Genomic DNA, 25,405 nt, shown 5'->3' with positions numbered 1-25,405 from the left:
TCGTCACGGCGCCGCAGCCGCGTACGGCGGCAAGGGGCCGTGTCGGGGTGTCCGCCCGCAGCGGCCGGCATCCCCCACCGAACAGCAACAGACCGCCGCAGGCATCCCCCGCTCAACCACCACAGCCACCCCCACCCCCCACCCAACCAGCAAGCAGAAGACATCCGCCCAGCTCAGCCCCATTGTCAGTCCCCGGGTGCAGGATGGACGCATGGTCAGCAACCCGCACCGAGCCCTCGACGGCTTCTCCCCCGCAACCCGCGGCTGGTTCACGGGGGCGTTCTCCGCGCCCACCGCAGCCCAGGCAGGCGCGTGGCAGGCCATCCACGAGGGATCGGACGTGCTGGTCGTGGCCCCCACCGGCTCGGGCAAGACCCTGGCCGCCTTCCTCGCCGCCCTGGACCAACTCGCGGCCACACCCCCGCCGACCGACCCCAAGAAGCGCTGCCGTGTCCTCTACGTCTCCCCCCTCAAGGCCTTGGCCGTCGACGTGGAGCGCAACCTCCGCAGCCCCCTGACCGGCATCCGCCAAGAGTCCGTCCGCCTGGGCCTCCCCGAACCGGAGGTAAAGGTCGGCATCCGCTCGGGCGACACCCCCGCCGCAGAGCGCCGAGCCCTCTCGACCCGCCCCCCGGACATCCTGATCACCACCCCCGAGTCCCTCTTCCTGATGCTGACGTCGGCCACGCGCGACGCCCTGACCGGCATCGAGACGGTGATCCTCGACGAGGTCCACGCGGTCGCGGGCACCAAGCGCGGCGCCCACCTCGCGCTCACCCTGGAGCGGCTGGACGAACTGCTCCCGAAGCCCGCCCGCCGCATCGGCCTCTCCGCGACCGTCCGCCCGGTCGAGGAGATCGCCCGCTATCTCTCCCCCCACCGCAAGGTGGAGATCGTCCAGCCGAAGTCGGGCAAGGAGTTCGACCTCTCGGTCGTGGTCCCCGTCGAAGACCTGGGCGAGCTCGGCGGCTCCCCGGTCGCCGACGGCAGCGAAGGCGCAGGCGTGGAACGCCCCTCGATCTGGCCCCACGTCGAGGAGCGCATCACCGACCTCGTCCAGTCCCACCGCTCCACCATCGTCTTCGCCAACTCCCGCCGCCTCGCGGAGCGCCTCTGCAACCGTCTCAACGAGATCGCCTACGAGCGCGCCACCGGCGAAACCCTGGACGAGCACCACGCACCGGCCGAGCTCATGGGCGGCTCGGGCGCGGCCCAAGGCGCGCCCCCGGTCATCGCCCGCGCCCACCACGGCTCGGTCTCCAAGGAACAGCGCGCTCTGGTCGAGGAGGACCTCAAGGCGGGCCGCCTCCCGGCAGTCGTCGCCACGTCCAGTCTTGAGCTGGGCATCGACATGGGCGCCGTCGACCTGGTCGTCCAGGTCGAATCACCGCCGTCCGTCGCCTCCGGCCTCCAGCGCGTCGGCCGCGCGGGCCACCAGGTCGGTGCCGTCTCCACCGGCGTCGTCTTCCCGAAGTACCGCGGCGACCTCGTCCAGGCAGCCGTGGTCACCGAACGGATGCGCACCGGGTCCATCGAGTCCCTCAAGGTCCCGGCCAACCCCCTGGACGTCCTGGCCCAGCAGGTCGTCGCCATGACGTCGATGGACACCTGGCAGTTCGACGACCTCCTCGCCGCCGTCCGCCGAGCCGCCCCCTTCGCCTCCCTCCCCGAGTCCGCGTTCACCGCGGTCCTCGACATGCTGGCCGGCCGCTACCCCTCCGACGCCTTCGCCGAGCTCCGCCCGCGCGTGGTGTGGGACCGGGTCGCCGGCACGATCACCGGCCGCCCCGGCGCCCAGCGCCTCGCCGTCACCTCCGGTGGCACCATCCCCGACCGCGGCCTCTTCGGTGTCTTCCTCGCCGGATCCGACCCCAAGAAGGGCGGCGGCCGGGTCGGCGAACTCGACGAGGAGATGGTCTACGAGTCCCGCGTCGGGGACGTCTTCACGCTCGGCACCAGTTCCTGGCGCATCGAGGACATCACCCGCGACCGTGTCCTGGTCTCCCCCGCCCCGGGCGTCCCGGGCCGCCTGCCCTTCTGGAAGGGCGACCAGCTGGGCCGCCCGCTCGAACTTGGCCGCGCGGTGGGCGCGTTCCTGCGCGAGGTCGGCGCGCTGCCCAAGGACGACGCCCGCCTCCGCCTCCTCACGGCCGGCCTGGACGCGTGGGCTGCCGACAACGTGTTGTCGTACCTGGACGAACAGCGCGAGGCCTGCGGGCACGTCCCCGACGACCGCACGATCGTCGTCGAGCGCTTCCGCGACGAACTCGGCGACTGGCGCGTCGTCGTCCACTCCCCCTTCGGCGCCCAGGTGCACGCCCCCTGGGCGCTCGCCCTCGGCGCGAAGCTCTCCGAGCGCTACGGCATGGACGCGCAGGTCATGCACGCCGACGACGGCATCGTCCTGCGCCTGCCCGACGCCGATCTCATGGGCCTGGACCTCCTCGACCAGGAACCGACGAAGGCCGGCCTGGAGTACGACGCCGACCAGGCGCCCGTCGGCGCGGCGGACGTCGTCTTCGACAAGGGCGACGTCGACCAGGTCGTCACCGACCAGGTCGGCAGCTCGGCCCTGTTCGCGTCCCGGTTCCGCGAGTGCGCCGCCCGCGCCCTGCTGCTGCCGCGTCGCAACCCGGGCAAGCGCACCCCGCTGTGGCAGCAGCGTCAGCGCGCCGCCCAACTGCTCCAGGTGGCGAGCGAGTTCGGCTCGTTCCCGATCGTCCTGGAGGCGGTCCGCGAGTGCCTGCAGGACGTCTTCGACGTTCCGGGACTCGTCGAGCTGATGGGCGACCTCGAGTCCCGCAAGGTACGCCTCGTCGAGGTCACCACCCCAGAGCCGTCCCCCTTCGCCCGCTCCCTGCTCTTCGGTTACGTCGCCCAGTTCCTGTACGAGGGAGACTCCCCGCTCGCCGAGCGCCGCGCAGCCGCCCTCTCGCTGGACTCACGGCTGCTGGCCGAACTGCTGGGCCAGGCGGAGCTGCGCGAGTTGCTCGACGCCGAGGTCCTGACCGAGCTGGAGCGGGAACTCCAGTGGCTCACCGAGGACCGCCGCGTCAAGGATCACGAAGGCGTCGCGGACATCCTGCGTCTCCTCGGCCCGCTCACCGACGCCGAACTGGCCGAACGCGGCGCCGAACCCCACTGGGCCCAGGAGCTGGCCGCCGCCCGCCGCGCCATCAAGGTCCGTATCGCAGGCACCGACCACTGGGCGGCGATCGAGGACGCGGGCCGCCTCCGCGACGCCCTCGGCACGGCCCTGCCCGTCGGCGTCCCCGAGGCGTTCACCGAGCCGGTCAAGGAACCGCTCGGCGACCTCCTCGCCCGCTATGCCCGCACCCACGGCCCGTTCACCTCGGCCACCGCAGCGGGCCGCTTCGGCCTGGGCGTGGCGATCACGGACGGCGCGCTCCAGCGGCTGGCGGCGAGCGGACGCGTCGTGCAGGGCGAGTTCCACCCGGCCGGCATCGGCCAGGAGTGGTGTGATGCCACTGTCCTGCGCCGCCTCCGCCGCCGCTCCCTCGCCGCCCTTCGTCATGAACTGGAGCCGGTGCCGCCGGCCGCGCTCGCCCAGTTCCTGCCGCAGTGGCAGCACATCGGCAAGGGCCACGGGCTGCGCGGCATCGACGGACTGGTCCGCGCCATCGAGCAGTTGCAGGGCGCGTCCGTGCCGGCATCCGCTCTGGAGAAGCTCGTCCTGCCGTCCCGCGTCGCGAACTACACCCCCGCGATGCTCGACGAACTCACCTCCGCGGGCGAGGTCGTCTGGGCCGGAGCCGGCTCGCTCCCCGGCAAGGACGGCTGGGTCTCCCTGTACATGGCGGACGCGGCCCCCCTGCTGCTGCCGCAGCCCCACCCCCTGGAGCTGACGGCACTTCACCAGTCCGTCCTGGATGCCCTGTCCGGCGGCTACGGCCTGTTCTTCCGTCAGATCGCCGACCAGATCCGCGCCACCACCCACCCCGACGTCACCGACCCCCAACTCGCCGACGCTCTCTGGGAGCTGGCCTGGTCGGGCCGTCTGACGAACGACACCCTCGCCCCCATGCGCTCCCTGCTGGGCTCCGGCCGCACCGCGGGCTCCACCGCCCACCGCGCCAAGCGCACGGTCCCGCGCGGACGCTACGGCTCCCTCACGGCCACCGCCCGCCCCGCCTCCCGCTCCGGCCCGCCGACCGTCGCCGGCCGCTGGTCCCTGCTCCCGGCCCACGAACCGGACCCCACCGTGCGAGCCCACGCCCTGGCCCGCACCCTCCTCGACCGACACGGCGTGGTGACCCGGGGCGCGGTCGCGGCGGAAGGCGTCGAGGGCGGCTTCTCGGCGACATACCGCATCCTGTCCGCCTTCGAGGACAGCGGCCAGGCACGACGCGGTTACGTGGTCGAGGGGCTCGGCGCCGCACAGTTCGCCATGGACGGCGCGGTGGACCGACTGCGCGCGGTGGCCAACGCCCGCGACCGGGGCGAGGACCTGCCCGGCCCCGCCGCCCGAGACACCACCGACGCCCCCGACCCCTTCGGCGCACCTGCCCCGTACAGCACCCCAGACGGTTTCGGCGGCTCCAGGGGCCTCGGCTCCTCCGACGGCTTTCCCGCCCCGGACACCGATCAGCCAAACACCCCCGCATACGACCACCCCGACGGCACTCCCGCCTACGACATCCCCGACCTCGACCACGACTTCCTGGACGCCCACCTCGGCCCCGGCGACTACGACTCGCCCCGCGACCGCGCCCCGCGAGGCGGCCCACGCACCCCACAGGGCACCGCGTGGCGCAACGGCGGCACCCCCTACGGCCCCGGCCCCGCCTCCCGCCGCCCCCGCCCCACCCCCGACACCCGAGCCGTCGTACTCGCCGCCGCCGACCCGGCGAACGCGTACGGCGCCGCCCTGACCTGGCCCGAACCCCCCACCGGCGCCGGACACAAGCCGGGCCGCAAGGCAGGCTCCCTCGTGGTCCTCGTCGACGGCGAACTGACCCTCTATATGGAACGCGGCGGCAAGACCCTGCTGGCCTGGCCCTCCGCCCCGGACACCGAACCCACCGACGACCCCCGCCTGCACACCGCGGCAGAGACCCTCGCGTCGGCGGCCCGCGCCGGCTCCCTGGGCACGGTCACGGTGGAGCGCGTGAACGGCGCCGCGGCGCTGACGTCCCCCATAGGCACCCTCCTGGAAGCAGCGGGCTTCATCGCCACCCCCCGAGGCCTGCGCCTGCGCGCCTGACCCGAACCTCCAGGGACCGCCCCAACCCCGCCCGCAGCCCCGCCCAAGCCCGCACGACCCCGCACGCGCCTCCACACCCGTGCCACCCTTGACCCATGCCCGAAGGAGACACGGTCTGGCAAACCGCGAAACGGCTGCACTCCGCCCTCGCGGGCAAGGTGCTGACCCTCAGCGACTTCCGGGTGCCGAAGTACGCCACCGTCGACCTCACCGGCCGTTCCGTGCTGGACATCACCCCGCGCGGCAAGCACCTCCTCACCCGTATCGAAGGCGGCCTGACAGTCCACACCCACCTGGGGATGGAAGGTTCCTGGAAGGTCTACGCCGACGAGCAGCGCTGGACCGGCGGCCCCGCCCACCAGATCCGGGTGATCCTCGCCGCCGCCGACGCCTCTGCGGCCCGCACGGCCGTCGGCTACCGCCTCCCCGTCCTCGACCTCCTGCGCACCGCCGAGGAGGACAACGCCGTCGGCCACCTGGGCCCCGACCTGCTGGGCCCGGACTGGTCCCCCGACCGCGCTCTCGGCAATCTCCTCGCGGACCCCGCCCGCCCCCTCGGTGAGGCCCTCCTGGACCAGCGCAATCTCGCCGGCATCGGCAATGTCTACAAGAGCGAGCTTTGTTTCCTGCTCCGCGCCACCCCGTGGCTCCCCGTAGGCGCACTCCCCGCCGAGCACACCGCCCAGCTACCCGTGCTCGCCAAGAAGCTCTTGGAAGCCAACCGCGACCGTCCGATCCGCAGTACGACGGGCCGCCGCGGCCAGGACCTCTTCGTGTACGGCCGGGCGAACCGCCCCTGTCTGCGCTGCACCACCCCGATCCGCTTGGCGAACCAGGGTGACGGCTCCCGCGAGCGCCCCACCTACTGGTGCCCGAACTGCCAGGCCGGCCCGGCCCCGAGCCCCGCCCCACGGCACACGGCTCCCCGAACTCCCCGAGAGGCCCGGCCCAGCACTCCACGCCGTACGACTAATTGACGATCCGTCAGAAACCCTCGTACCGTCCCTTCATGGCCGTCAAGGCGTACGACCTCACCGGACGCACCGCATTCGTCACCGGCGCCGCCAGCGGCATCGGCCGCGCCTCGGCCGTTCTGCTCGCCGAGGCCGGCGCCGCCGTGCACTGCGCCGACCGTGACGCACAGGGCCTGCACGAGACGGCGGCCCTGATCAAGGCGAGCGGCGGCACCGCCCGCACCCACCATCTCGACGTCACCGACCGCGAGCAGCTCCACCAGGCCGTCACCTCGTGCGAGCGACTCGACGTCATGGCCGCGGTCGCCGGGATCATGCACAGCAGCACGGTCCTGGAGACCCGTGACGACGACCTCGACCGTGTACTGAGCGTCAACTTCAAGGGAGTGCTCTACGCCTGTCAGGAGGCGGCTCGCGCGATGCTCGCCCAGCACATCGGCGGCAGCATCGTCACCATGGCCTCGGGCGCCGTGGACACCGGCGGCCCCGGTCTGCTCTGCTACGGCGCGGCCAAGGCGGCCGTCGTGCAGCTGACGAAGACGCTGGCGACGGAGATGGGCCCGCACGGCATCCGCGTCAACGCGGTCGCCCCAGGCTGGATACGCACCCCCATGACCGACCGCCACGACTCCGCGGCACAGAAGCAGACCGAGGCGTTCATGGCCCGGATGTCACCCCTGGGCCGGGTCGGCGAACCGGAGGACATCGCGCACGCGGTGCTCCACCTGGCGTCCGGCGCCTCGGCGTTCACCACGGGGCAGATCCTGCGTCCGAACGGCGGTGTGGCGATGCCGTGGTAGCCCGCCCCGCCTGCCAGGCCTGAGCCCACCGCCGCGGGTCGACGGCTCCCGCGGCCCGCGCCTTGGGCACACAGTGCACCGGCAGCAGGCTCAACCCCCACCCTCCCGCGGCGACGGCCGCCTCCAGTGCCCCCGCGCCGGGCGCCAGCGCGAGCCTCAGCACGGCCCACCACCACAGCGCCCCGAGCCCCAGGGCCACCCCCCAGCGCGCTATCGGCCGTGCCATCCGCTCACCTCCAGCCCGAGGCTAGGCCGCCCGTTCACCCGCCGGGAGGGCGCACCAACGGCACACGGATGCAGCGCGGGCCAACGTCGTCACAGCGCGTCAGGCGCCGTCACACCCCTCCACCATGACCGCCGGGCCACGCACCGGCAAACGGACCGGGCAGGCCTCGGACACGGACACGAGAGGTCCTCAACAGCACGAAACCCCGACCGCACTCCCCCAGGTCTCCCTGGAGAAGGCCCGGCCGGGGCCTCACACAACTCTCGGCACGTGGTCGGCCCACGCGCACCCTGGTCACCGTCAGGCGGCGACCACGTCCACCGCCTCGGAAGGCGCCTTGATGGTCACCCGTTCCGGTGGCACACCGGTCACCGACACGGATCCCAGCATCGGGCGGACCGACGCCGGTACAGGCTCGCTGGGTGTGGCCGCAGCAGACTGGGCCAGCTCGGCGAGGGCGAGCTCGTCGCTCACTTCCCGCATGAGCTCGGACATCCGTACGTCCAGCGCGTCGCAGATCGCGGCGAGCAGCTCGGAGGAAGCCTCCTTCTGCCCCCGCTCCACCTCGGAGAGATAGCCGAGTGAGACTCGGGCGGACGAGGAGACTTCGCGCAGAGTACGGCCCTGGCGCTGGCGCTGCCGACGCAGCACGTCACCCAGCAGGCGACGGAGCAGAATCATCGGTGGCTCCCTCCTCGGACCGCGTAGCCGCATCCTTCACGCCCCACCGTACCGCCTTGCGCCGCGGCCGTGCGGGGAGCGATGTCGTGTTCACTCAGGGCTGCAAACATCAAAACCCCCCGTTCCGTTCCGTATCCTGTGCCCGCTCATTCCCACTGTGTTCGCTCGCAAGCTCCGTCAGGAGCAGTGCGAGTACGCTCCGTACACTCTCCATACGAATTTCCGCACGGTCGCCGTTCAACCGCAGGGCCTCTACTTTTCCGCCACCGGCGGAACCGGAACCCTGGTCGACTGGTCCGGCCACGGCCACGAAGACCGTGCCCACGGGCTGTCCGTCCTGCTCCTCGGGGCCCGCGACACCGGTCGTGGCGATACCCCAGTCGGTGCCCAGCGCCTTCCGTACGCCGGCTGCCATCTGGGCCGCGACCTGCGGGTTCACCGCTCCGTGCTGCTCCAGCAGAGTGGCGTCCACGCCGAGCAGCTCATGCTTCAGCTCGGTGGCGTAGGCGGTCACCGAACCCCGGAAGGCCTTGGAGGCCCCAGGGGCGGCTGTGATTTCCGCCGCAACCAGTCCGCCGGTCAGTGACTCAGCGACAGCGACCGTCTCGCCCTTCACTGCGAGTAGTCGCACCACGTCGGCGGCCGGGGAACTCACGCTTCCGCCTCCTCCAACGCGGCCTTGCGCTCGGCGATTCCCTGCCTGCGCAGCACAATGGCTTGTCTCACATAGTCGAGCCCGGTCACCACGGTCAGAACGACCGCAGCGGCCATCACCCACCACCGCAGGGTGGCCAGCCACCCCGTCAGCGCCAGGATGTACATCCCGACGGCCACGCCCTGGGTGAGGGTCTTGAGCTTGCCGCCCCGGCTCGCCGGGATCACGCCGTACCGGATGACGATGAAACGCAGCAGCGTGATGCCGAGTTCCCGGCCGAGGATGATGCCCGTGACCCACCACGGCAGATCGCCGAGGGCCGACAGACAGATCAGCGCCGCCCCCATGATCGCCTTGTCGGCGATGGGGTCGGCGATCTTCCCGAAGTCGGTGACGAGGTCGTACGTCCGTGCCAGGTGGCCGTCGAACAGGTCGGTGATCATGGCGATGGCGAAGGCCGCCCAGGCCAGGGAGCGCCAGGCCGGGTCGTAGCCCCCGTCGGCCAGCATCAGCGCGACGAAGGCCGGCACCAGGACCAGCCGGAGCATGGTCAGGAGGTTGGCGATGTTCCAGACGCTGGCCTGGTTGACGGCCGCGGCCGCGATCTTCCCGCCGCGCGCGGCCTTGGCACCGCCCGCGACACCCGGCTCGGCGCCGCCCGCCTTCGGCCCGGGGGCCTTCGACGAACCCACCGCGCTCGCCTTGCCCGCCGCACCCGCCGGGGAGGAGCCACCCGCGGCGGACGCCGGAACTCCGGTCATCTGCCCGCCTCCTCACTACACGCGAGCATGCCCTGAAGCGGCTCGGCCACCAGGTCGACACCCTCGGTGCCGACCACCTTCGCCTCGACCATACGACCGATACTCAACCCCTCGCCGCTCGTGAGCAGCACCTGGCCGTCCGTCTCCGGCGCCTGGTGCGCTCCACGGCCGTACACGCCCTCGGCCGGGTCCACGGACTCGACGAGCACGTGCACGGTCTCCCCGACACGCTCCTCGGCCCGCTGCGAGACGAGTTCCTCGGCCAGCCGGGAGACACGTGCCAGCCGTTCGGCGACGACGTCCTCGTCGAGCTTGTTGTCGTACGTCGCGGCCTCTGTGCCGTCCTCGTCGGAGTACCCGAAGACACCGATGGCATCCAGGCGCGCGCCGTTCAGGAACCGCTCCAGTTCGGCGAGGTCGGCCTCCGTCTCGCCGGGGAAGCCCACGATGAAGTTGGAGCGCACGCCGGCCTGGGGGGCCTTGCTGCGGATCGTGTCGAGCAGCTCCAGGAAGCGGTCGGTGTCACCGAAGCGGCGCATCGCCCGCAGCACGTCGGGCGCGGAGTGCTGGAAGGACAGGTCGAAGTACGGGGCGATCTTCGGCGTGGAGGTCAGCACGTCGATGAGGCCGGGCCGCATCTCGGCCGGCTGGAGGTAGCTGACGCGCACCCGCTCGAGGCCGTCGACCTCGGCGAGCTCGGGCAGCAGCGACTCCAGCAGGCGGATGTCGCCCAGGTCCTTGCCGTAGGACGTGTTGTTCTCGGAGACCAGCATGATCTCCTTGACGCCCTGCTCGGCGAGCCACCGCGTCTCGTTCAGCACGTCGCTCGGGCGGCGCGAGATGAAGGAGCCGCGGAAGGACGGGATGGCGCAGAAGGAGCAGCGCCGGTCGCAGCCGGAGGCGAGCTTCACCGAGGCCACCGGGGCGCCGTCGAGGCGGCGGCGCAGGGGCGCGCGTGGCCCTGAGGCCGGAGCGAGCCCTTCCGGAAGATCCACGGGCGCGTGCCCGGGCAGCGCGACCTCGGCTGCGGACTCCTGCCGCTCGGCCGGGCTGATCGGCAGCAGCTTGCGGCGGTCACGCGGGGTGTGGGAGGCGTGGATGCCGCCGTTCAGGATGGTCTGGAGGCGGTCCGAGATGTTCGCGTAGTCGTCGAAGCCGAGCACGCCGTCGGCCTCGGGAAGGGCCTCGGCGAGCTCCTTGCCGTACCGCTCGGCCATGCAGCCCACCGCCACGACGGCCTGGGTTCTTCCATGGCCCTTGAGGTCGTTGGCCTCCAGGAGGGCGTCGACGGAGTCCTTCTTGGCGGCGTCGACGAAGCCACACGTGTTGACGACGGCGACGTCCGCGTCCTCGGCGTCCTCCACGAGATCCCAGCCGTCCGCCTCCAAACGGCCTGCGAGCTCCTCCGAGTCCACCTCGTTGCGGGCGCAGCCAAGAGTGACGAGTGCGACGGTACGGCGTTCAGGCATGGGCTCAAGACTACTTTGTCTCACTGACAGCCCACGTCGACGGGGTTGGCCGATCTTGGCCAACCCCGTCCACAGCTCAACCCTTCGGCCTGACTTATCCGGCCTGCGGGTCGCCCTTCGTGTAGGTGAGGCGCTCCACGGCGCCCGGCTGCCAGTCGTCCTCGATCTTCTTGCCGTTGACGTACAGGTCGATCGCACCCGCGTCACCGAGGACGAGGTTGATCTTCTCGCTGTCCTGGAAGGTCTTGGTGTCGCCCTGCTTGAGGAGGCCGTCGAAGAGCAGCTTGCCGTTGTGGTCCTTGGCCGAGATCCAGCTCCGGCCGTCGGCGGCGCTGACCTGGACGGTCACCTTGTCCTGCGGGACAGCGGCGATGGCGCTGTCCGAGGGCTTGGGGTCCTTGGGCTTGTCGGTCTTCGGGGTGGGCGTCGTCTTGTCGGCGGTCGGCGTCGAGCCGCCCTCGGCGACCGCCGCCCTGCCGCCCTCGTCCTCGCCCTTGAACGCGGTGAACCCGACGAACCCGATCACGGCGACGATCGCGGCGACCATGGCCGCGGTCCAGTTGGGCCCGCGCCGCTCCGGACGGATCCGCTCCGCCTCGAACAGGGGGGCCGCCGGGGTCGGCGCCGGCCGTCCGCCGTGCGAGTCGTCGTACTGGGCGAGAAGCTGGGCGGGATCGAGGTGGACGGCTTTGGCCAGGGTCCGGATGTGGCCACGGGTGTACACGTCGCCGCCGCAGGGGGCGAAGTTGTCGTCCTCGATGGCATGCACGATGGCGATGCGGACCCGGGTGGCGTTACTGACGTCGTCGACGGTCAGCCCTGCGTCGATGCGCGCCTGCTGGAGGGCACGACCGATCGAGGGACGGACTTCGTCGGACACGTCTTCGAACGGACGCTCGTCTTCAGGGGAGTTGCCGATGGACACGGGGGCGCCTTTCGAGCGTTTAAGCCACCTGTGCTGGAGGTTCAGTCTAGGGGGGGTACGAAAGGGTGGGGCAACCGGGCGGTAGGACTTTGTACGCCATCGGAATGGCCGGACACGCCGACGACGGAGTACGAGATTCTCGCGCTTCCCTCAACTTGACGTACGCCGAAGGGGAACGGTTGCTCAATGATCCCTTACGGGTGAGTCACGATCGGACATCGACCCGTCACCCACCCGTCCGCAAGGCGATCACTGCGTCCCGTTTCCGCCCCGGACTCCCTTTAAGCCTCCCCGCGGATCACGGCGAGCACGCCGTCCAGCTCATCAGGTTTCACAAGAACGTCACGAGCCTTGGAACCCTCGCTCGGTCCGACGATGCCCCGCGACTCCATGAGGTCCATCAGCCGCCCTGCCTTGGCGAACCCGACCCGCAGCTTGCGCTGGAGCATGGACGTCGACCCGAACTGCGTGGAGACCACCAGCTCGGCCGCCTGGCACAGCAGATCGAGATCGTCGCCGATCTCCTCGTCGATCTCCTTCTTCTGCTTGGTGCCCACGGTGACGTCGTCCCGGAAGACGGGCGCCATCTGGTCCTTGCAGTGCTGGACGACGGCCGCGACCTCCTCCTCGGTCACGAACGCGCCCTGCATACGCGTGGGCTTGTTGGCGCCCATCGGCAGGAACAGCCCGTCGCCCTTGCCGATCAGCTTCTCGGCGCCGGGCTGGTCGAGGATGACCCGCGAGTCCGCGAGCGACGACGTGGCGAACGCGAGCCTTGAGGGGACGTTCGCCTTGATCAGACCGGTGACGACGTCGACCGACGGCCGCTGCGTGGCGAGCACCAGGTGGATGCCGGCCGCGCGCGCGAGCTGCGTGATGCGCACGATCGCGTCCTCGACGTCACGCGGGGCGACCATCATCAGGTCGGCGAGCTCGTCGACGATCACCAGCAGGTACGGATACGGCTGGAGCTCGCGCTCACTGCCCTCCGGCGCCTTCACCTTGCCGACCCGCACGGCTTCGTTGAAGTCGTCGATGTGCCGGTATCCGTACGCCGCCAGATCGTCGTAGCGAAGATCCATCTCCCGTACGACCCACTGGAGCGCCTCGGCGGCCCGCTTGGGGTTGGTGATGATCGGGGTGATCAGGTGCGGGATGCCCTCGTAGGCGGTGAGCTCGACGCGCTTGGGGTCGACGAGGACCATCCGGACGTCCTCCGGAGTCGCCCGCATCATCACCGAAGTGATCAAGCAGTTAATGCACGACGACTTACCGGAACCGGTCGCACCGGCAACCAGCACATGCGGCATCTTCGCGATGTTGGCCATCACGTAGCCGCCTTCGACGTCTTTGCCGAGCGCGACCAGCATCGGGTGGTCGTCCTCGGCGGCGGCCGCGAGACGCAGCACGTCACCGAGGTTGACCATCTCCCGGTCGGTGTTGGGGATCTCGATGCCGACCGCGGACTTGCCGGGGATCGGACTGATGATCCGCACGTCCGGGCTGGCGACCGCGTACGCGATGTTCTTCGTCAGCGCGGTGATCCGCTCGACCTTCACGGCGGGCCCGAGCTCGACCTCGTAACGCGTGACCGTCGGCCCGCGCGTGAAGCCGGTGACCCGGGCGTCGACCTTGAACTCGGTGAAGACGGTGGTGAGCGACTCGACGACGGCGTCGTTGGCGGCGCTGCGCGACTTGCCGGGACCGCCGCGCTCCAGGAGGTCGAGCGACGGGAGCGAGTAGGTGATATCGCCGGACAGCTGGAGCTGTTCGGCGCGCGGAGGCAGGTCGCGGGCCTCGTCGGGCGCGGCCTTGGTGAGGTCCGGGACCTCGGCCTTGGTCAGGTCCGCGACCTCGCTCTTGGGGAGCCTCTCCTGCTTGGGCCGCGCGGCCGGGACCGGCGTCGGCACCGGCGTGGTCTCCGCGCGGTCGCCCACGCTGACGCCCTGGGTGAGGTCGGCGACGATCGGCGACGGCGGCATCCCGTGCAGGACGGCTCCGTCGAGCGCGGCAGCGGCGGCCGCTGCGACGTCCACAGCGTCCATGGGACGGTTCATCTCGGGCTGTGGCACCGCGGAGCGCCTCGGACGGCCGCGACGCCGCGAGAGGGCCTCCTGCTCGGCGCTGTCGGGGTCGTACGCCTCGGGGGCCGGGCGGCGCTTACGGCCGCGCGCCGCGGGCAGAGCCTCGCGCCACTGGTCGTCGTAGCGCAGGTCGTCCTCGGTGACCTCGTCGTCGTCCTCGTCCGGGTCGGGCAGGATGCCGAGCTTGATGCCCAGCAGCCGCAGCCTCTGCGGGATGGCGTTGACCGGCGTGGCCGTGACGACCAGCAGCCCGAAGATCGTGAGCAGCACGAGCAGCGGTACGGCGAGGACCTCGCCCATGGTGTACGTCAGCGGGGTCGCCGCACCCCAGCCGATAAGGCCGCCGGCGTCCCTTATGGCCTGCATGCCGTCACTGCGGGCCGGCGAGCCGACGGCGATGTGGACCTGGCCGAGCACGCCGATGACGAGCGCGGACAGGCCGATGACGATACGACCGTTGGCCTCGGGCTTCTCGGGGTGCCGGATGAACCGTACGCCGATGACCGCGAGCAGTATCGGCACGAGCAGGTCGAGCCGGCCGAAGGCACCGGTCACGATGATCTCGACGAGGTCGCCGACGGGGCCGCGCAGATTGGACCAGGTGCCGGCGGCGACGATCAGCGCCAGGCCCAGGAGCAACAGCGCGATGCCGTCCTTGCGATGGGCCGGGTCGAGGTTCTTCGCGCCCTGCCCTATGCCGCGGAACACCGCGCCGACCGCGTGCGCCAGCCCGAGCCAGACGGCGCGCACGAGCCGGTAGATGCCCCCGGTGGGGTTGGGCGCCGGCTTGGGCGGGGGCGCGGCTTTCTTCGCCGCGGCCTTCTTGGCCGGCGCCTTCTTCGCGGGGGCTTTCTTGGCAGCGGCCTTCTTCGCCGGGGCCTTCGCGGAAGCGGCCGCCTTCTTCGCGGGCGGCTTCTTGGCTGCGGAGGGACGTGAGGCCATGGGTGTGAGGTTACCGGTGGAGACGGCAGCGGACACGTGTGCCTACTGCTTCACCCGTTCGTGTCGCCCTTGCGGAGGCGGCGAACTGACGCCGGTTCACGGACCGGTCACACGCCGGTCGGCCCCGAGACGGCGCGCGTCAACACGCGCCCCCCTCGATGTCAGTTCTGCGAGGTGACCGAGGACGTGCTCCCGGTGCCCGGCTCCAGCGCGTCCAGCGCCCGCCGCAACCCCGTGAGTTTGCGTTCGAGATGGGCCGCCGTGGCCACCGCGGCCGCGTCCGCCGACTCGTCGTCGAGCTGCTTGGACAGCGCTTCGGCCTGCTCCTCGACGGCGGCGAGCCGCGCCGACAGCTCGGCCAGCAGCCCGGCCGGCTCCTTCGAGTCGCCGCCCGCGGCCTTGCCGCCGCCCTCCAACTGGAGCCGCAGCAGCGCCGCCTGCTCACGCAGCTGGCAGTTCTTCATGTACAGCTCGACGAACACCGAGACCTTCGCCCGCAGCACCCACGGGTCGAACGGCTTGGAGATGTAGTCCACCGCGCCCGCCGCGTAACCCCGGAAGGTGTGATGCGGGCCGTGGTTGATCGCGGTGAGGAAGATGATCGGGATGTCCCGGGTCCGTTCCCGCCGCTTGATGTGCGCCGCGGTTTCGAAACCGTCCATTCCCGGCATCTGGACGTCCAGCAGAATGACCGCGAAGTCGTCCGTCAGAAGTGCCTTGAGCGCTTCCTCCCCGGACGATGCCCGCACCAGGGTCTGATCGAGCGCAGAGAGGATCGCCTCCAGCGCCAGCAGATTCTCCGGCCGGTCATCGACCAGGAGGATCTTGGCCTTCTGCACCATGGCCCGCCCTCCTCGCCCCGGCAGTGCACCGGGCTCCGCCCCAGGGGACGACTCCCTTACGCCGCCCGCCCTCGTGCCGGTCATGGTAGCCGCACCCCGCCTGTCGCCACACCCTGTCACCGCGATGTCACTGTGCACGTAGCAGAAACGCAGCAGGAGACCAGAAGGTTCCCCGAATCCCGCACTTCTACACGGCCTCGAGCACACTGAGTCAGCAACTCCGCGTGAACACTGTCGGCTCCGGTCACTGCTCCCTCATCCACTGATCCATCACCGCCAGCAGATGATCAGGATCGACCGGCTTGGTCACATAATCAGATGCACCCGACTCGATCGCCTTCTCCCGGTCGCCCTTCATCGCCTTGGCGGTCAGCGCGATGATCGGGAGCCCGGCGAACTGCGGCATCCTGCGGATCGCCGTAGTCGTGGCGTACCCATCCATCTCGGGCATCATGATGTCCATCAGGACAACCGCGACATCGTCGTGCTGCTCCAGGACCTCGATGCCCTCTCGGCCGTTCTCCGCGTACAGCACGGACAGGCCGTGCTGTTCCAGGACACTGGTCAGCGCGAAGACGTTACGGATGTCGTCGTCGACGATCAGCACCTTCTCGCCGCCGAACCGGATGCCCGGGCGGGACTGCGGCGCCGCGGCCGGCTCCGCCGGCGACCACTGCTCCTGCTGCGCCGGCCGCTGCTCCAGCTCGCTCGCCGCCCTGCGGCGGCGCCTGAAGAGCGCCGCGGCGCCGTTCTGCGTCTCCCGGTACGACCGCACCTCCGCCGGCGTCTCGACCTCCACGTCGGCCAGCTCCGCGAGCTCGGCTGCCGAGGCCACCAGGGCGCCCGCGTCCAAGGGCGGCAATTGCTGCTGGTAGCCGTGCGGAGGCAGTTCGCTCGGGTGCAGCGGCAAATACAGCGTGAACGTCGAGCCACGCCCCGGTTCGCTCTGCGCGTGGATCTCCCCGCCGAGCAGCTGGGCGATCTCCCGCGAGATCGACAGCCCCAGACCCGTACCGCCGTACTTGCGGCTGGTCGTGCCGTCCGCCTGCTTGAACGCCTCGAAGATCACCCGCATCTTGCTGGCCGCGATCCCGATGCCGGTGTCGGTCACGGAGAACGCGATCAGCGGCGCGTCCGCCTCGGTCAGCGAACCGGCCTCCAGCAACTGCTCCCGGATCTTCTGCGGCACGTCCATCCCGGCGGGCCGGATGACCAGCTCCACCGACCCGGAGTCGGTGAACTTCACCGCGTTCGACAACAGGTTGCGCAGCACCTGCAGCAGCCGCTGCTCATCGGTGTGCAGCGTGGCCGGCAACTCCGGAGAGACCCGTACGGACAGATCCAGGCCCTTCTCCGCGGTCAGCGGCCGGAAGGTGGCCTCCACGTAGTCCACGAGCTGGACGAGCGCGATACGCGTCGGCGAGACGTCCATCTTGCCCGCCTCGACCTTCGACAGGTCCAGGATGTCGTTGATCAGCTGGAGCAGGTCCGAGCCCGCGCCGTGGATCGTCTCGGCGAACTCGACCTGCTTCGGCGAGAGGTTGCCCTCGGCGTTGTCGGCGAGCAGCTTGGCCAGGATCAGCAAGGAGTTGAGCGGCGTACGCAGCTCGTGCGACATGTTGGCGAGGAACTCGCTCTTGTAGCGCATGGAGACCGCGAGTTGCTCGGCACGCTCCTCCAGGACCTGCCGCGCCTCCTCGATCTCGGTGTTCTTCACCTCGATGTCCCGGTTCTGCTGGGCCAGCAGCTCGGCCTTCTCCTCCAGTTCGGCGTTGGACGCCTGGAGGGCCTTCTGCCGGTTCTCCAACTCGGCCGACCGCTCGCGGAGTTGCTCGGTCAGCTCCTGCGACTGCTTCAGCAGCACCTCGGTCTTGGTGTTGACCGAGATCGTGTTGACGCTGGTCGCGATCATCTCGGCGATCTGGTTGAGGAAGTCCTTCTGGATCTGCGTGAACGGCGTGAAGGAGGCCAGCTCGATCACGCCGAGCACCTTGCCCTCGAACAGCACCGGAAGGACGATCACCTGCGCGGGCGGCGCCTCGCCGAGCCCGGAGGAGATCTTCAGATAGCCGCTGGGCGCGTTCTCCACCAGGATCGTGCGCTTCTCCTCGGCGGCCGTCCCGATCAGCGCCTCACCCGGCCGGAAGGACGTCGGCATGGAACCCATCGAGTAGCCGTACGACCCGAGCATCCGCAGCTCGTACTGGTCCTCGCTCTCGGCCGCCAGGTCCTTGCCGTCCAGGAGCGGCATCGCGACGAAGAACGCCCCGTGCTGCGCGGTCACCACCGGCGTCAGCTCGCTCATGATCAGCGAGGCCACGTCCTCCAGATCCCGGCGGCCCTGCATCAGCGCGGAGATCCGGGCGAGGTTGCCCTTGAGCCAGTCCTGCTCCTTGTTGGCGATCGTGGTGTCGCGCAGGTTGGCGATCATCTTGTTGATGTAGTCCTGAAGCTCCTGGATCTCGCCGGACGCGTCGACGTCGATCTTCAGGTTCAGGTCGCCTCGAGTCACCGCGGTCGCCACGCGCGCGATGGCTCGCACCTGCCGAGTAAGGTTTCCTGCCATTTCGTTCACGGACTCGGTGAGGTCGCGCCAGGTGCCGTCGACGTCACGCACGCGTGCCTGGCCGCCGAGCTGTCCTTCCGTGCCCACCTCACGGGCGACTCGGGTGACCTCCTCGGCGAAGGACGACAGCTGGTCGACCATCGTGTTGATCGTCGTCTTGAGCTCGAGGATCTCGCCCCGAGCGTCGATGTCGATCTTCTTGGTCAGGTCCCCCTTGGCGATGGCGGTCGTGACCATGGCGATGTTCCGCACCTGTCCGGTCAGGTTGGACGCCATCTGGTTCACGGACTCGGTGAGGTCCTTCCACGTGCCCGCCACACCCGGCACATGCGCCTGACCACCGAGGATGCCGTCCGTACCCACCTCGCGGGCCACCTTGGTGACCTGGTCGGCGAACGAACTCAGCGTCTTCACCATCGTGTTGAACGTGTCGGCGAGCTGCGCGACCTCGCCGCGCGCCTCGATCGTCACCGTCCGCGTCAGGTCTCCGTTGGCGACGGCCGCCGCGACCTGGGAGATGTTCCGCACCTGCATGGTCAGGTTCTTGGCCATCAGGTTGACGTTGCCGCTGAGGTCCTTCCAGATGCCCGTGACACCCGGCACATGCGCCTGGCCGCCCAGGATGCCCTCGGTGCCCACCTCACGGGCCACGCGGGTCACCTGCTCGGCGAAGCTGGACAGCTGGTCGACCATCGTGTTGACGGTCGTGACGAGTTCGAGGATCTCGCCCTTGGCGTCGACGGTGATCTTCTTCGACAGGTCACCCTTGGCGACCGCGGTCGTGACCTCGGCGATCTGACGCACCTGGATGGTCAGGTTGTTCGCCATGAAGTTCACGGACTGGGTGAGGTCCTTCCAGGTGCCGGAGACACCCTGCACCTCGGCCTGACCACCGAGCTGTCCCTCCGTGCCCACCTCGCGGGCGACCCTGGTGACCTCCTCCGCGAACGACGACAGCTGGTCCACCATCGTGTTCAGCGTGTTCTTGAGCTCCAGGATCTCGCCGCGCGCGTCCACGGTGATCTTCTGCGACAGGTCACCTCGGGCCACCGCGGTGGCGACCTGCGCGATGTTGCGCACCTGGGCCGTAAGGTTTCCTGCCATTCCGTTCACGGAGTCGGTCAGGTCCCGCCACACACCGGCGACGCCGGGTACCTGCGCCTGCCCGCCGAGACGGCCCTCGGTACCCACCTCACGGGCCACCCGGGTCACCTGGTCGGCGAATCCGGAGAGCTGGTCGACCATCGTGTTAATGGTGTTCTTCAGCTCCAGAATCTCACCGCGCGCATCGACGTCGATCTTCTGCGACAGGTCACCCCGAGCCACGGCGGTGGTCACCTGCGCGATGTTGCGCACCTGGGCCGTAAGGTTTCCTGCCATTCCGTTGACGGAGTCGGTGAGCTCCTTCCACGTACCCGCCACACCCGGTACGACCGCCTGCCCGCCCAGCCGGCCCTCGGTGCCCACGTCCCGGGCCATGCGCGTGACCTGGTCGGCGAACGACGACAGCTGGTCCACCATCGTGTTCACGGTGTTCTTCAGCTGGAGCATCTCGCCGGAGACGTCCACGGTGACCTTCTGCGACAGATCACCGTTGGCCACGGCCGTGGTCACCTGCGCGATGTTCCTCACCTGTCCGGTGAGGTTCCGGAACGCCGTATTGACGGAGTCCGTCAGGTCCTTCCACGTCCCCGCCGCACCCGGCACCTGTGCCTGCCCGCCGAGCTCACCCTCGACACCGACCTCACGCGCCACGCGCGTGACCTCGGAACCGAACGACGACAGCTGGTCCACCATCGTGTTCACGGTGTTCTTCAGCTCCAGCATCTCGCCGGAGACGTCCACGGTGACCTTCTGCGACAGATCACCGTTGGCCACGGCCGTCGTGACGGCGGCAATGTCCCTCACCTGTCCGGTGAGATTCCGGAACGCCGTGTTGACCGAGTCCGTCAGGTCCTTCCATGTCCCCGCCGCACCCGGCACGTTCGCCTGGCCACCGAGTCGGCCCTCGGCGCCGACCTCGTTGGCCACGCGCGTGACCTCGTCCGCGAAGATCCGCAGCGTCTCGGTCATCTGGTTGATCGTGTCGGCGAGCTGCGCGACCTCGCCGCGCGCCGACACCGTGACCTTCTGCGACAGGTCACCGTTGGCGACCGCCGTCGTCACCTGGGCGATCCCCCGTACCTGCGCCGTCAGGTTGCCGGCCATGAGGTTCACCGAATCGGTGAGGTCCTTCCACGTGCCGGCCACACCCGGCACCTGTGCCTGACCACCCAGCTCGCCCTCGGTACCGACCTCCCGCGCGACTCGCGTCACCTCGGACGAGAAGGACGACAGCTGGTCCACCATCGTGTTCACGGTGTTCTTCAGCTCCAGCATCTCGCCGGCCACGTGCACGGTGACCTTCCGCGACAGATCACCCTTGGCGACCGCCGTGGTCACGAGCGCGATGTCCCGCACCTGGGCCGTCAGCCGGTACGCCATCGTGTTGACCGAGTCCGTGAGGTCCTTCCACGAACCCGACATGCCACGCACGCGTGCCTGCCCGCCGAGCTTGCCCTCGGTCCCCACCTCGCTGGCCACGCGCGTGACCTCGTCGGTGAACGTCGACAGCTGATCGACAAGGTTGTTTACAGTCCGCCCGACCTTGAGGAACTCACCCCGCAGCGGATGCCCGGTCCCGTCCGGTGCCTGCGTCCGCAGCTCCATGCGCGGCGACAGATCACCCTCGGCCACCGCGGACAGCACCCGGCCGACCTCGGAGACGGGCCGTACGAGGTCGTCGACGAGCGCGTTGGAGTTGTCGATGGCGGTCGACCAGGAGCCCTCACAGGCACCCGTCTCCAGCCGTTCCGTGAGCTTGCCCTCACGTCCCACCATGCGCCGTACCCGCGACAACTCACCCGTGAGGTGGAGATTGCGGTCGGCCACCTCGTTGAAAACGGCGGCGATCTCCGACATCACGCCGTCCCCGGACACCGTGAGCCGCTTCCGGAAGTTCCCGTCCCGCATCGACACCAGGGCCGCCAGCAGCCGGTTCAGGGCAGCCGTGTCCACCGCAGTGGTACCGCCTTGCGTCTTGCGTTCGTTCCTCAGGGACTGTCCGCCTTTCGCGCGCGTCTTAGTGCCCCGCGTCGCTGCGCCAGACTCCACTGTGTCCCTCCCGCAGGGGTCGACCGTTACTGCTGTGCTCGGGTGCTACCGCTCGGCGTACCCGTTACTGCTGGGTATTCCTGCCGGATATACCAGGCCACTCCACGGGCTGCTGCCCGCGGTACGCGAATGTCACCCAGCCTGCCCGGACCTTCACAAGAAGCTTGCCCAGTGTTTCACCCTGGCTGAACCCGGCCATAACAGTTCGGCAGCTTCGCACATCGTCCGCACACCCTCCGGACGGAAACACTGCAGACCGGCATCCGCATGGACGGCGAAGGTAAGTAACCTTGCATGCGGCTGTCCAGCCGTGCCGGTCCCGTCCGGCCTGGGCGGTGACAGGAGGAGTACGAGCGGGCATCGGAGGGACAGCCGGACATGACCACCGGACTGATCCCGGGGGGACAACCCCCGGACCGGCCGACGGGCACGCAGATGCCGCAGCAGCGGCGCGAGCCGGTCGGCCTCGGAGCCCTGCACGTCGACAACCGGCCGAGGAGTTCTGTGATCACCGCGCGCGCGGCAGCCAGCTTCGATCCCGTCGGGCGATCGGTGGCGAGCGCCCGCTCGTTCGTTCGCGACACCCTCCAGGGGTGGGGTTTCGCCGACATCGTCGACGACGCCGTCGTCCTCACCAGCGAGCTGGTGACCAACGCCGTCGTTCACGCGGGCACTTCCGCGGACGTTCTGTGTCTGCGCAGTGACGACGGTGTACGGATCGAGGTGGCCGACCGGTATCCGGAGCGCGAGATCCCCCTCCAGGGCTCCCCCGTCAACATGGGCAGCCCCGACCGCGAGGGCGGCCGCGGCCTCCAGCTGTGCGCGGCCCTGTCCGGACGCTGGGGCGTCGAGTACACGCCCACCCACAAGCAGGTCTGGTTCCAACTGGACCTTCCCGAACGCCCCGTGGGCACACGCGCCGCAGGCCCGTCCCTGCCCTCCGACCTCCTCCCCCTCGCCGACGGCCGCGTCCGCGTCGCAGTGGTCCAGATCGACCGTACGGGCGCCATCTCGTCCTGGAACGAGGACGCCGAGGATCTCTTCGGCTATGCCGCGGAGCAGGTCACCGGGAAGCCCCTGACCGACCTCGCGGCCTGGCCGCACACACCGGGCACCAGCACGGGCATCGCCGAGGCACTCCAACTCTCCCGCTGGGAAGGCAGCTACGGCATAAGGGCCGCCAACGGCCGCGTCACGCCGGTCTACGCCTCCCACCTCCGCGTCCGCGACACAGGAGGCGAACCCTCCACGGTCTGCCTCCTGGTCCGCGACCACGAACGCGCGGTCCTGCAGACCCCGTTGCGCATCCCGGCCTCCGACACCTCCTCCGACGCGCAGAGCACCGACCCGTTCGAGGTCTTCATCGGCTCTCCGGCCCCGGACGACCTCGACGGCCTCCTTCAGCGCACGGTCGAACGCGCCCGCGACATGCTGGACGGCGACTCCGCGTTCCTGCTCCTCGCGACCGACGACGAGACGGAACTGGAGGTCCGCGCCTCCACCGGCCTGCCCTCGGCCCGCCAGCGCTTCGCGCGCGTGCCCGTCGAAGCCGGCCCCGGCCGCTACGGCTCGGCCCGCATGCCGGCCGTCCACGAGGACCTCACCATGGTCCCCGGCGCCGTCCCCCTGCTGAGGGGCACCGGCATGCGCTCGGTCGTCACGGTCCCCCTCAAGGTCGAGGGCCGCCTCACCGGCTCCCTCGGCGTCGCCGCCGAGGCCCCCAACAGATACTCCAACGAGGAGGCGCTGCGCCTCCAGTTCGCCGCCGACCGCATCGCGCTCGCGGTGGAATCCGCCCGCCTCGGCGAACTGGAACGCCTGCGCCGCGGCTCCCTCAGCTTCCTCGTCGAAGCCTCCGACCTCCTCGCCGGCACCCTGGACCGCGACCAGACCCTGGCTCTCATGGCCCAGATGACGGTCCCGACCCTGGCCACCTGGTGCGCGGTCTACACGATCGCCGACCAGGCCTCCGAGCCCTACCTGTCCTACGTCCTCCACGAGGACGAGGAACTCATCGACGGCATTAAGTCCCTGCTGTCGAAGATCGCCCCACCGGACCCGGTCCCCACCCCGGGCGCCCGCGTCTGGTCCGCTCCCGCTGAGTCGGCCCACCAGGCGGCCCTGCGCACCTCCATGCGCAGCCTTGGCCTCGGCGAGCCCATCGGACGCATCAGCGCGGGCATCGGCCCGACGCTGGCCACGGCGTCCGCAGTCGGCGGCGAGACGGTCGTCCTGCCGCTGGTGGCCCGCAACCGCGTCATCGGCATGCTGACCCTCGGCAAACCGACGGACGAACACTTCCGCCAGGAAATCCTGGAGTTGGCGGAGGACCTCTCCCGAAGGGCCGCCCTGGCCCTCGACAACGCCCGCCTCTACTCCGAGCGCACCGCCATCAGCCAGTCCCTCCAGCGCAGCCTCCTGCCGCCCGAGCTCCCCGAGATCGCCGGCGTCGAGGTAGAGGTCATCTACCGCGCGGCCGGCGAGGGCAACGAGGTGGGCGGCGACTTCTACGACCTCTTCCCGATCAGCGACGGCGCCTACGGCTTCGCCATCGGCGATGTCTGCGGTACGGGCCCCAACGCCGCGGCGGTCACGGGCCTGGCCCGGCACGCGCTCCGACTCCTCGCCCGCGAGGGCCTCAGCGGCCCGGCGGTCCTGGAGCGCCTGAACTCCGCGATCCTGGACGAGGGCGCCCGCAGCCGCTTCCTGACGCTCCTCTACGGCGAGTTGAGGCCCCAGGAGGACGGCAGCGCCGAACTGAAGGTGGTCTGCGCCGGCCACCCGCTCCCCCTCCGCCTCCGCCAGGACGGCACGGTCGAACCGGCCGCCGAACCCCAGCCGCTCCTCGGCGTCATGGAAGACCTGGAGCTCTACGAGCAGACGGTCACCCTCGACCCCGGCGACGTCCTGCTGTGCGTCACGGACGGCGTCACCGAACGCCGCGAGGGCAGCCGCATGCTGGGCGACGACGGCCTCACCGACGTCCTCACGACCTGCACGGGCCTCACGGCAGGCGCGGTGGCGGCCCGCATCATGCGCGCGGTCGAACGCTTCGCCTCGGACGCCCCGTCCGACGACATGGCCATCCTGGCGATGCGCGTCCCGGGCATCCACAAGGACTGACGAAGAGGGGAAGAAGGGCATGAGAAAGGCCCCGCCCAAATGGGCGGGGCCTTCTGTGTGGAGCCCCCAAACGGAATCGAACCGTTGACCTTCTCCTTACCATGGAGACGCTCTACCGACTGAGCTATAGGGGCCTGCTGCCTTTTGCGAAGTTCCCCTCGCGGCAACGGAATAGATCATACCCCGAACACACCCGTGCTCCCAAACCCATCAGAAGGCCGGCTGGAGCAGCCCTCCGAGCGCGTTGCAGGCGGACACGATCCGCTGCATATCCCGCTTGGTCAGAGCGGCATCGACGGGCAGAGCCAACGTTTCATCAGCGGCCCGCTCGGTCTCCGGCAGCGCCACACAGCGCCGATATTCAGGCAGCCGATGCACAGGCGTCTTCACCGGCACTCGACACTCAACACCCTTGGCCCGCACGGCACGGGCGAAGGCATCGCGATCCGGGCGCCCATTCCCCAGCACCCGCACGACATATTGCTGATAGGTGTGCCCGTCACCACCATCGGGCGTCTGCACACCCTTCAACTTCGCGTCCAGATACGAGGCCCGCTGCCTGCGCTGAGCAATCTCGTCGTACGGAACCTCGGACTCGCCCTGCTCCAACACCAACAGCCCATGCCGCTGGCCGATCCCATGCAACCGCGCGATATCGGCCGACCGACCAAATCGGTGTACGGCGACGACGGCCGCCGTCCGCGGAGTCACGACCGCCTCCACAGCGGCGGCCTCCAGGCAGTACGTCAGCGGATCTATGTCCGCGAAGACCGGCAGCGCCCCGGCCAGGACCACAGCCTCGGCGACTTCGACGTTCCCGAAGGCCGGTACGACAACCTCATCACCGACTCCGACGCCGGCGGCCCTGAGCATTGCAGCAGTACCCATACGGGGGATGTTGGTTGCGCAACGTGAACTTCAGGTGACGCACAACAAAAAAGGGTTGGTCCCGGAACCGAAGTTCCGGGACCAACCCTTTT

The 25,405-nt window shown here is 70.0% G+C and carries 14 protein-coding genes and 1 tRNA gene; 4 read left to right on the top strand and 11 right to left on the bottom strand.

Annotated features, from left to right (window positions below):
• Positions 1-211: 211 nt before the first annotated feature.
• The 3 genes from AQJ67_RS15765 (at position 212) to AQJ67_RS15755 (ending at position 6,998) form a co-directional block, all read left to right on the top strand.
• Positions 212-5,224 carry an ATP-dependent helicase gene (locus AQJ67_RS15765; RefSeq protein ID WP_062719398.1) on the top strand — a complete coding sequence of 1,671 codons (5,013 nt, stop codon included), beginning with the start codon at positions 212-214 and terminating at the stop codon, positions 5,222-5,224.
• 95 nt (positions 5,225-5,319) lie between these two features.
• On the top strand, positions 5,320-6,201 hold the full coding sequence (locus tag AQJ67_RS15760; RefSeq protein ID WP_062719397.1) for a DNA-formamidopyrimidine glycosylase family protein: 882 nt from the start codon (positions 5,320-5,322) through the stop codon (positions 6,199-6,201).
• 32 nt (positions 6,202-6,233) lie between these two features.
• Positions 6,234-6,998: an SDR family NAD(P)-dependent oxidoreductase gene (locus AQJ67_RS15755; protein WP_062720029.1), complete on the top strand. Its 765-nt coding sequence runs from the start codon at positions 6,234-6,236 to the stop codon at positions 6,996-6,998.
• On the opposite strand, the gene AQJ67_RS49275 is transcribed toward AQJ67_RS15755, so the two are convergent.
• From AQJ67_RS49275 to AQJ67_RS15715, 9 genes are all read right to left on the bottom strand, one after another.
• Positions 6,946-7,224 carry a hypothetical protein gene (locus AQJ67_RS49275; RefSeq protein ID WP_079055980.1) on the bottom strand — a complete coding sequence of 93 codons (279 nt, stop codon included), beginning with the start codon at positions 7,222-7,224 and terminating at the stop codon, positions 6,946-6,948. The genes AQJ67_RS15755 and AQJ67_RS49275 overlap by 53 nt on opposite strands.
• A 300-nt stretch (positions 7,225-7,524) precedes the next feature.
• Complete coding sequence (locus AQJ67_RS15750; protein ID WP_030046881.1) at positions 7,525-7,905, bottom strand: helix-turn-helix domain-containing protein; 381 nt, start codon at positions 7,903-7,905, stop codon at positions 7,525-7,527.
• A 109-nt stretch (positions 7,906-8,014) separates the two neighbouring features.
• Entirely contained in the window at positions 8,015-8,560 is a 546-nt protein-coding gene (locus AQJ67_RS15745; protein WP_062719396.1) for a CinA family protein, read from the bottom strand.
• A complete protein-coding gene (pgsA, locus tag AQJ67_RS15740) occupies positions 8,557-9,321 on the bottom strand; it encodes a CDP-diacylglycerol--glycerol-3-phosphate 3-phosphatidyltransferase (protein ID WP_062719395.1) in 765 nt (254 codons plus the stop codon). The genes AQJ67_RS15745 and pgsA overlap by 4 nt, the downstream gene beginning before the upstream one ends.
• Positions 9,318-10,790: a 30S ribosomal protein S12 methylthiotransferase RimO gene (gene rimO, locus AQJ67_RS15735; RefSeq protein WP_062719394.1), complete on the bottom strand. Its 1,473-nt coding sequence runs from the start codon at positions 10,788-10,790 to the stop codon at positions 9,318-9,320. Before rimO ends, pgsA begins: the two co-directional genes overlap by 4 nt.
• Before the next feature lie 94 nt (positions 10,791-10,884).
• Positions 10,885-11,715 (bottom strand): helix-turn-helix domain-containing protein, encoded by an 831-nt coding sequence (locus AQJ67_RS15730; RefSeq protein ID WP_062719393.1) that lies wholly within the window; start codon positions 11,713-11,715, stop codon positions 10,885-10,887.
• 281 nt (positions 11,716-11,996) lie between these two features.
• Positions 11,997-14,741, bottom strand: a complete 2,745-nt coding sequence (locus tag AQJ67_RS15725; RefSeq protein ID WP_062719392.1) for a DNA translocase FtsK — start codon at positions 14,739-14,741, stop codon at positions 11,997-11,999.
• A 161-nt stretch (positions 14,742-14,902) separates the two neighbouring features.
• Complete coding sequence (locus AQJ67_RS15720) at positions 14,903-15,583, bottom strand: response regulator (protein ID WP_062719391.1); 681 nt, start codon at positions 15,581-15,583, stop codon at positions 14,903-14,905.
• 244 nt (positions 15,584-15,827) lie between these two features.
• Entirely contained in the window at positions 15,828-21,302 is a 5,475-nt protein-coding gene (locus AQJ67_RS15715; RefSeq protein ID WP_107122889.1) for a HAMP domain-containing protein, read from the bottom strand.
• A 378-nt stretch (positions 21,303-21,680) separates the two neighbouring features.
• Here AQJ67_RS15715 and AQJ67_RS15710 point away from each other — a divergent pair, with 378 nt between their 5' ends.
• Positions 21,681-24,425 carry a SpoIIE family protein phosphatase gene (locus tag AQJ67_RS15710; RefSeq protein ID WP_062719389.1) on the top strand — a complete coding sequence of 915 codons (2,745 nt, stop codon included), beginning with the start codon at positions 21,681-21,683 and terminating at the stop codon, positions 24,423-24,425.
• A gap of 58 nt (positions 24,426-24,483) precedes the next feature.
• On the opposite strand, the gene AQJ67_RS15705 is transcribed toward AQJ67_RS15710, so the two are convergent.
• Together AQJ67_RS15705 and AQJ67_RS15700 are read right to left on the bottom strand one after the other, a co-directional pair.
• A tRNA-Thr gene (locus AQJ67_RS15705) sits at positions 24,484-24,559 on the bottom strand.
• 76 nt (positions 24,560-24,635) lie between these two features.
• Positions 24,636-25,298, bottom strand: a complete 663-nt coding sequence (locus AQJ67_RS15700; RefSeq protein ID WP_062719388.1) for a DegT/DnrJ/EryC1/StrS family aminotransferase — start codon at positions 25,296-25,298, stop codon at positions 24,636-24,638.
• Positions 25,299-25,405 lie beyond the last annotated feature (107 nt).

The sequence above is a fragment of the Streptomyces caeruleatus genome (assembly GCF_001514235.1).
Lineage (GTDB): Bacteria > Actinomycetota > Actinomycetes > Streptomycetales > Streptomycetaceae > Streptomyces > Streptomyces caeruleatus.
The sequence above is the reverse complement of the archived record's forward strand: the minus strand, read 5'-3'. Positions and strand labels throughout refer to the sequence as shown.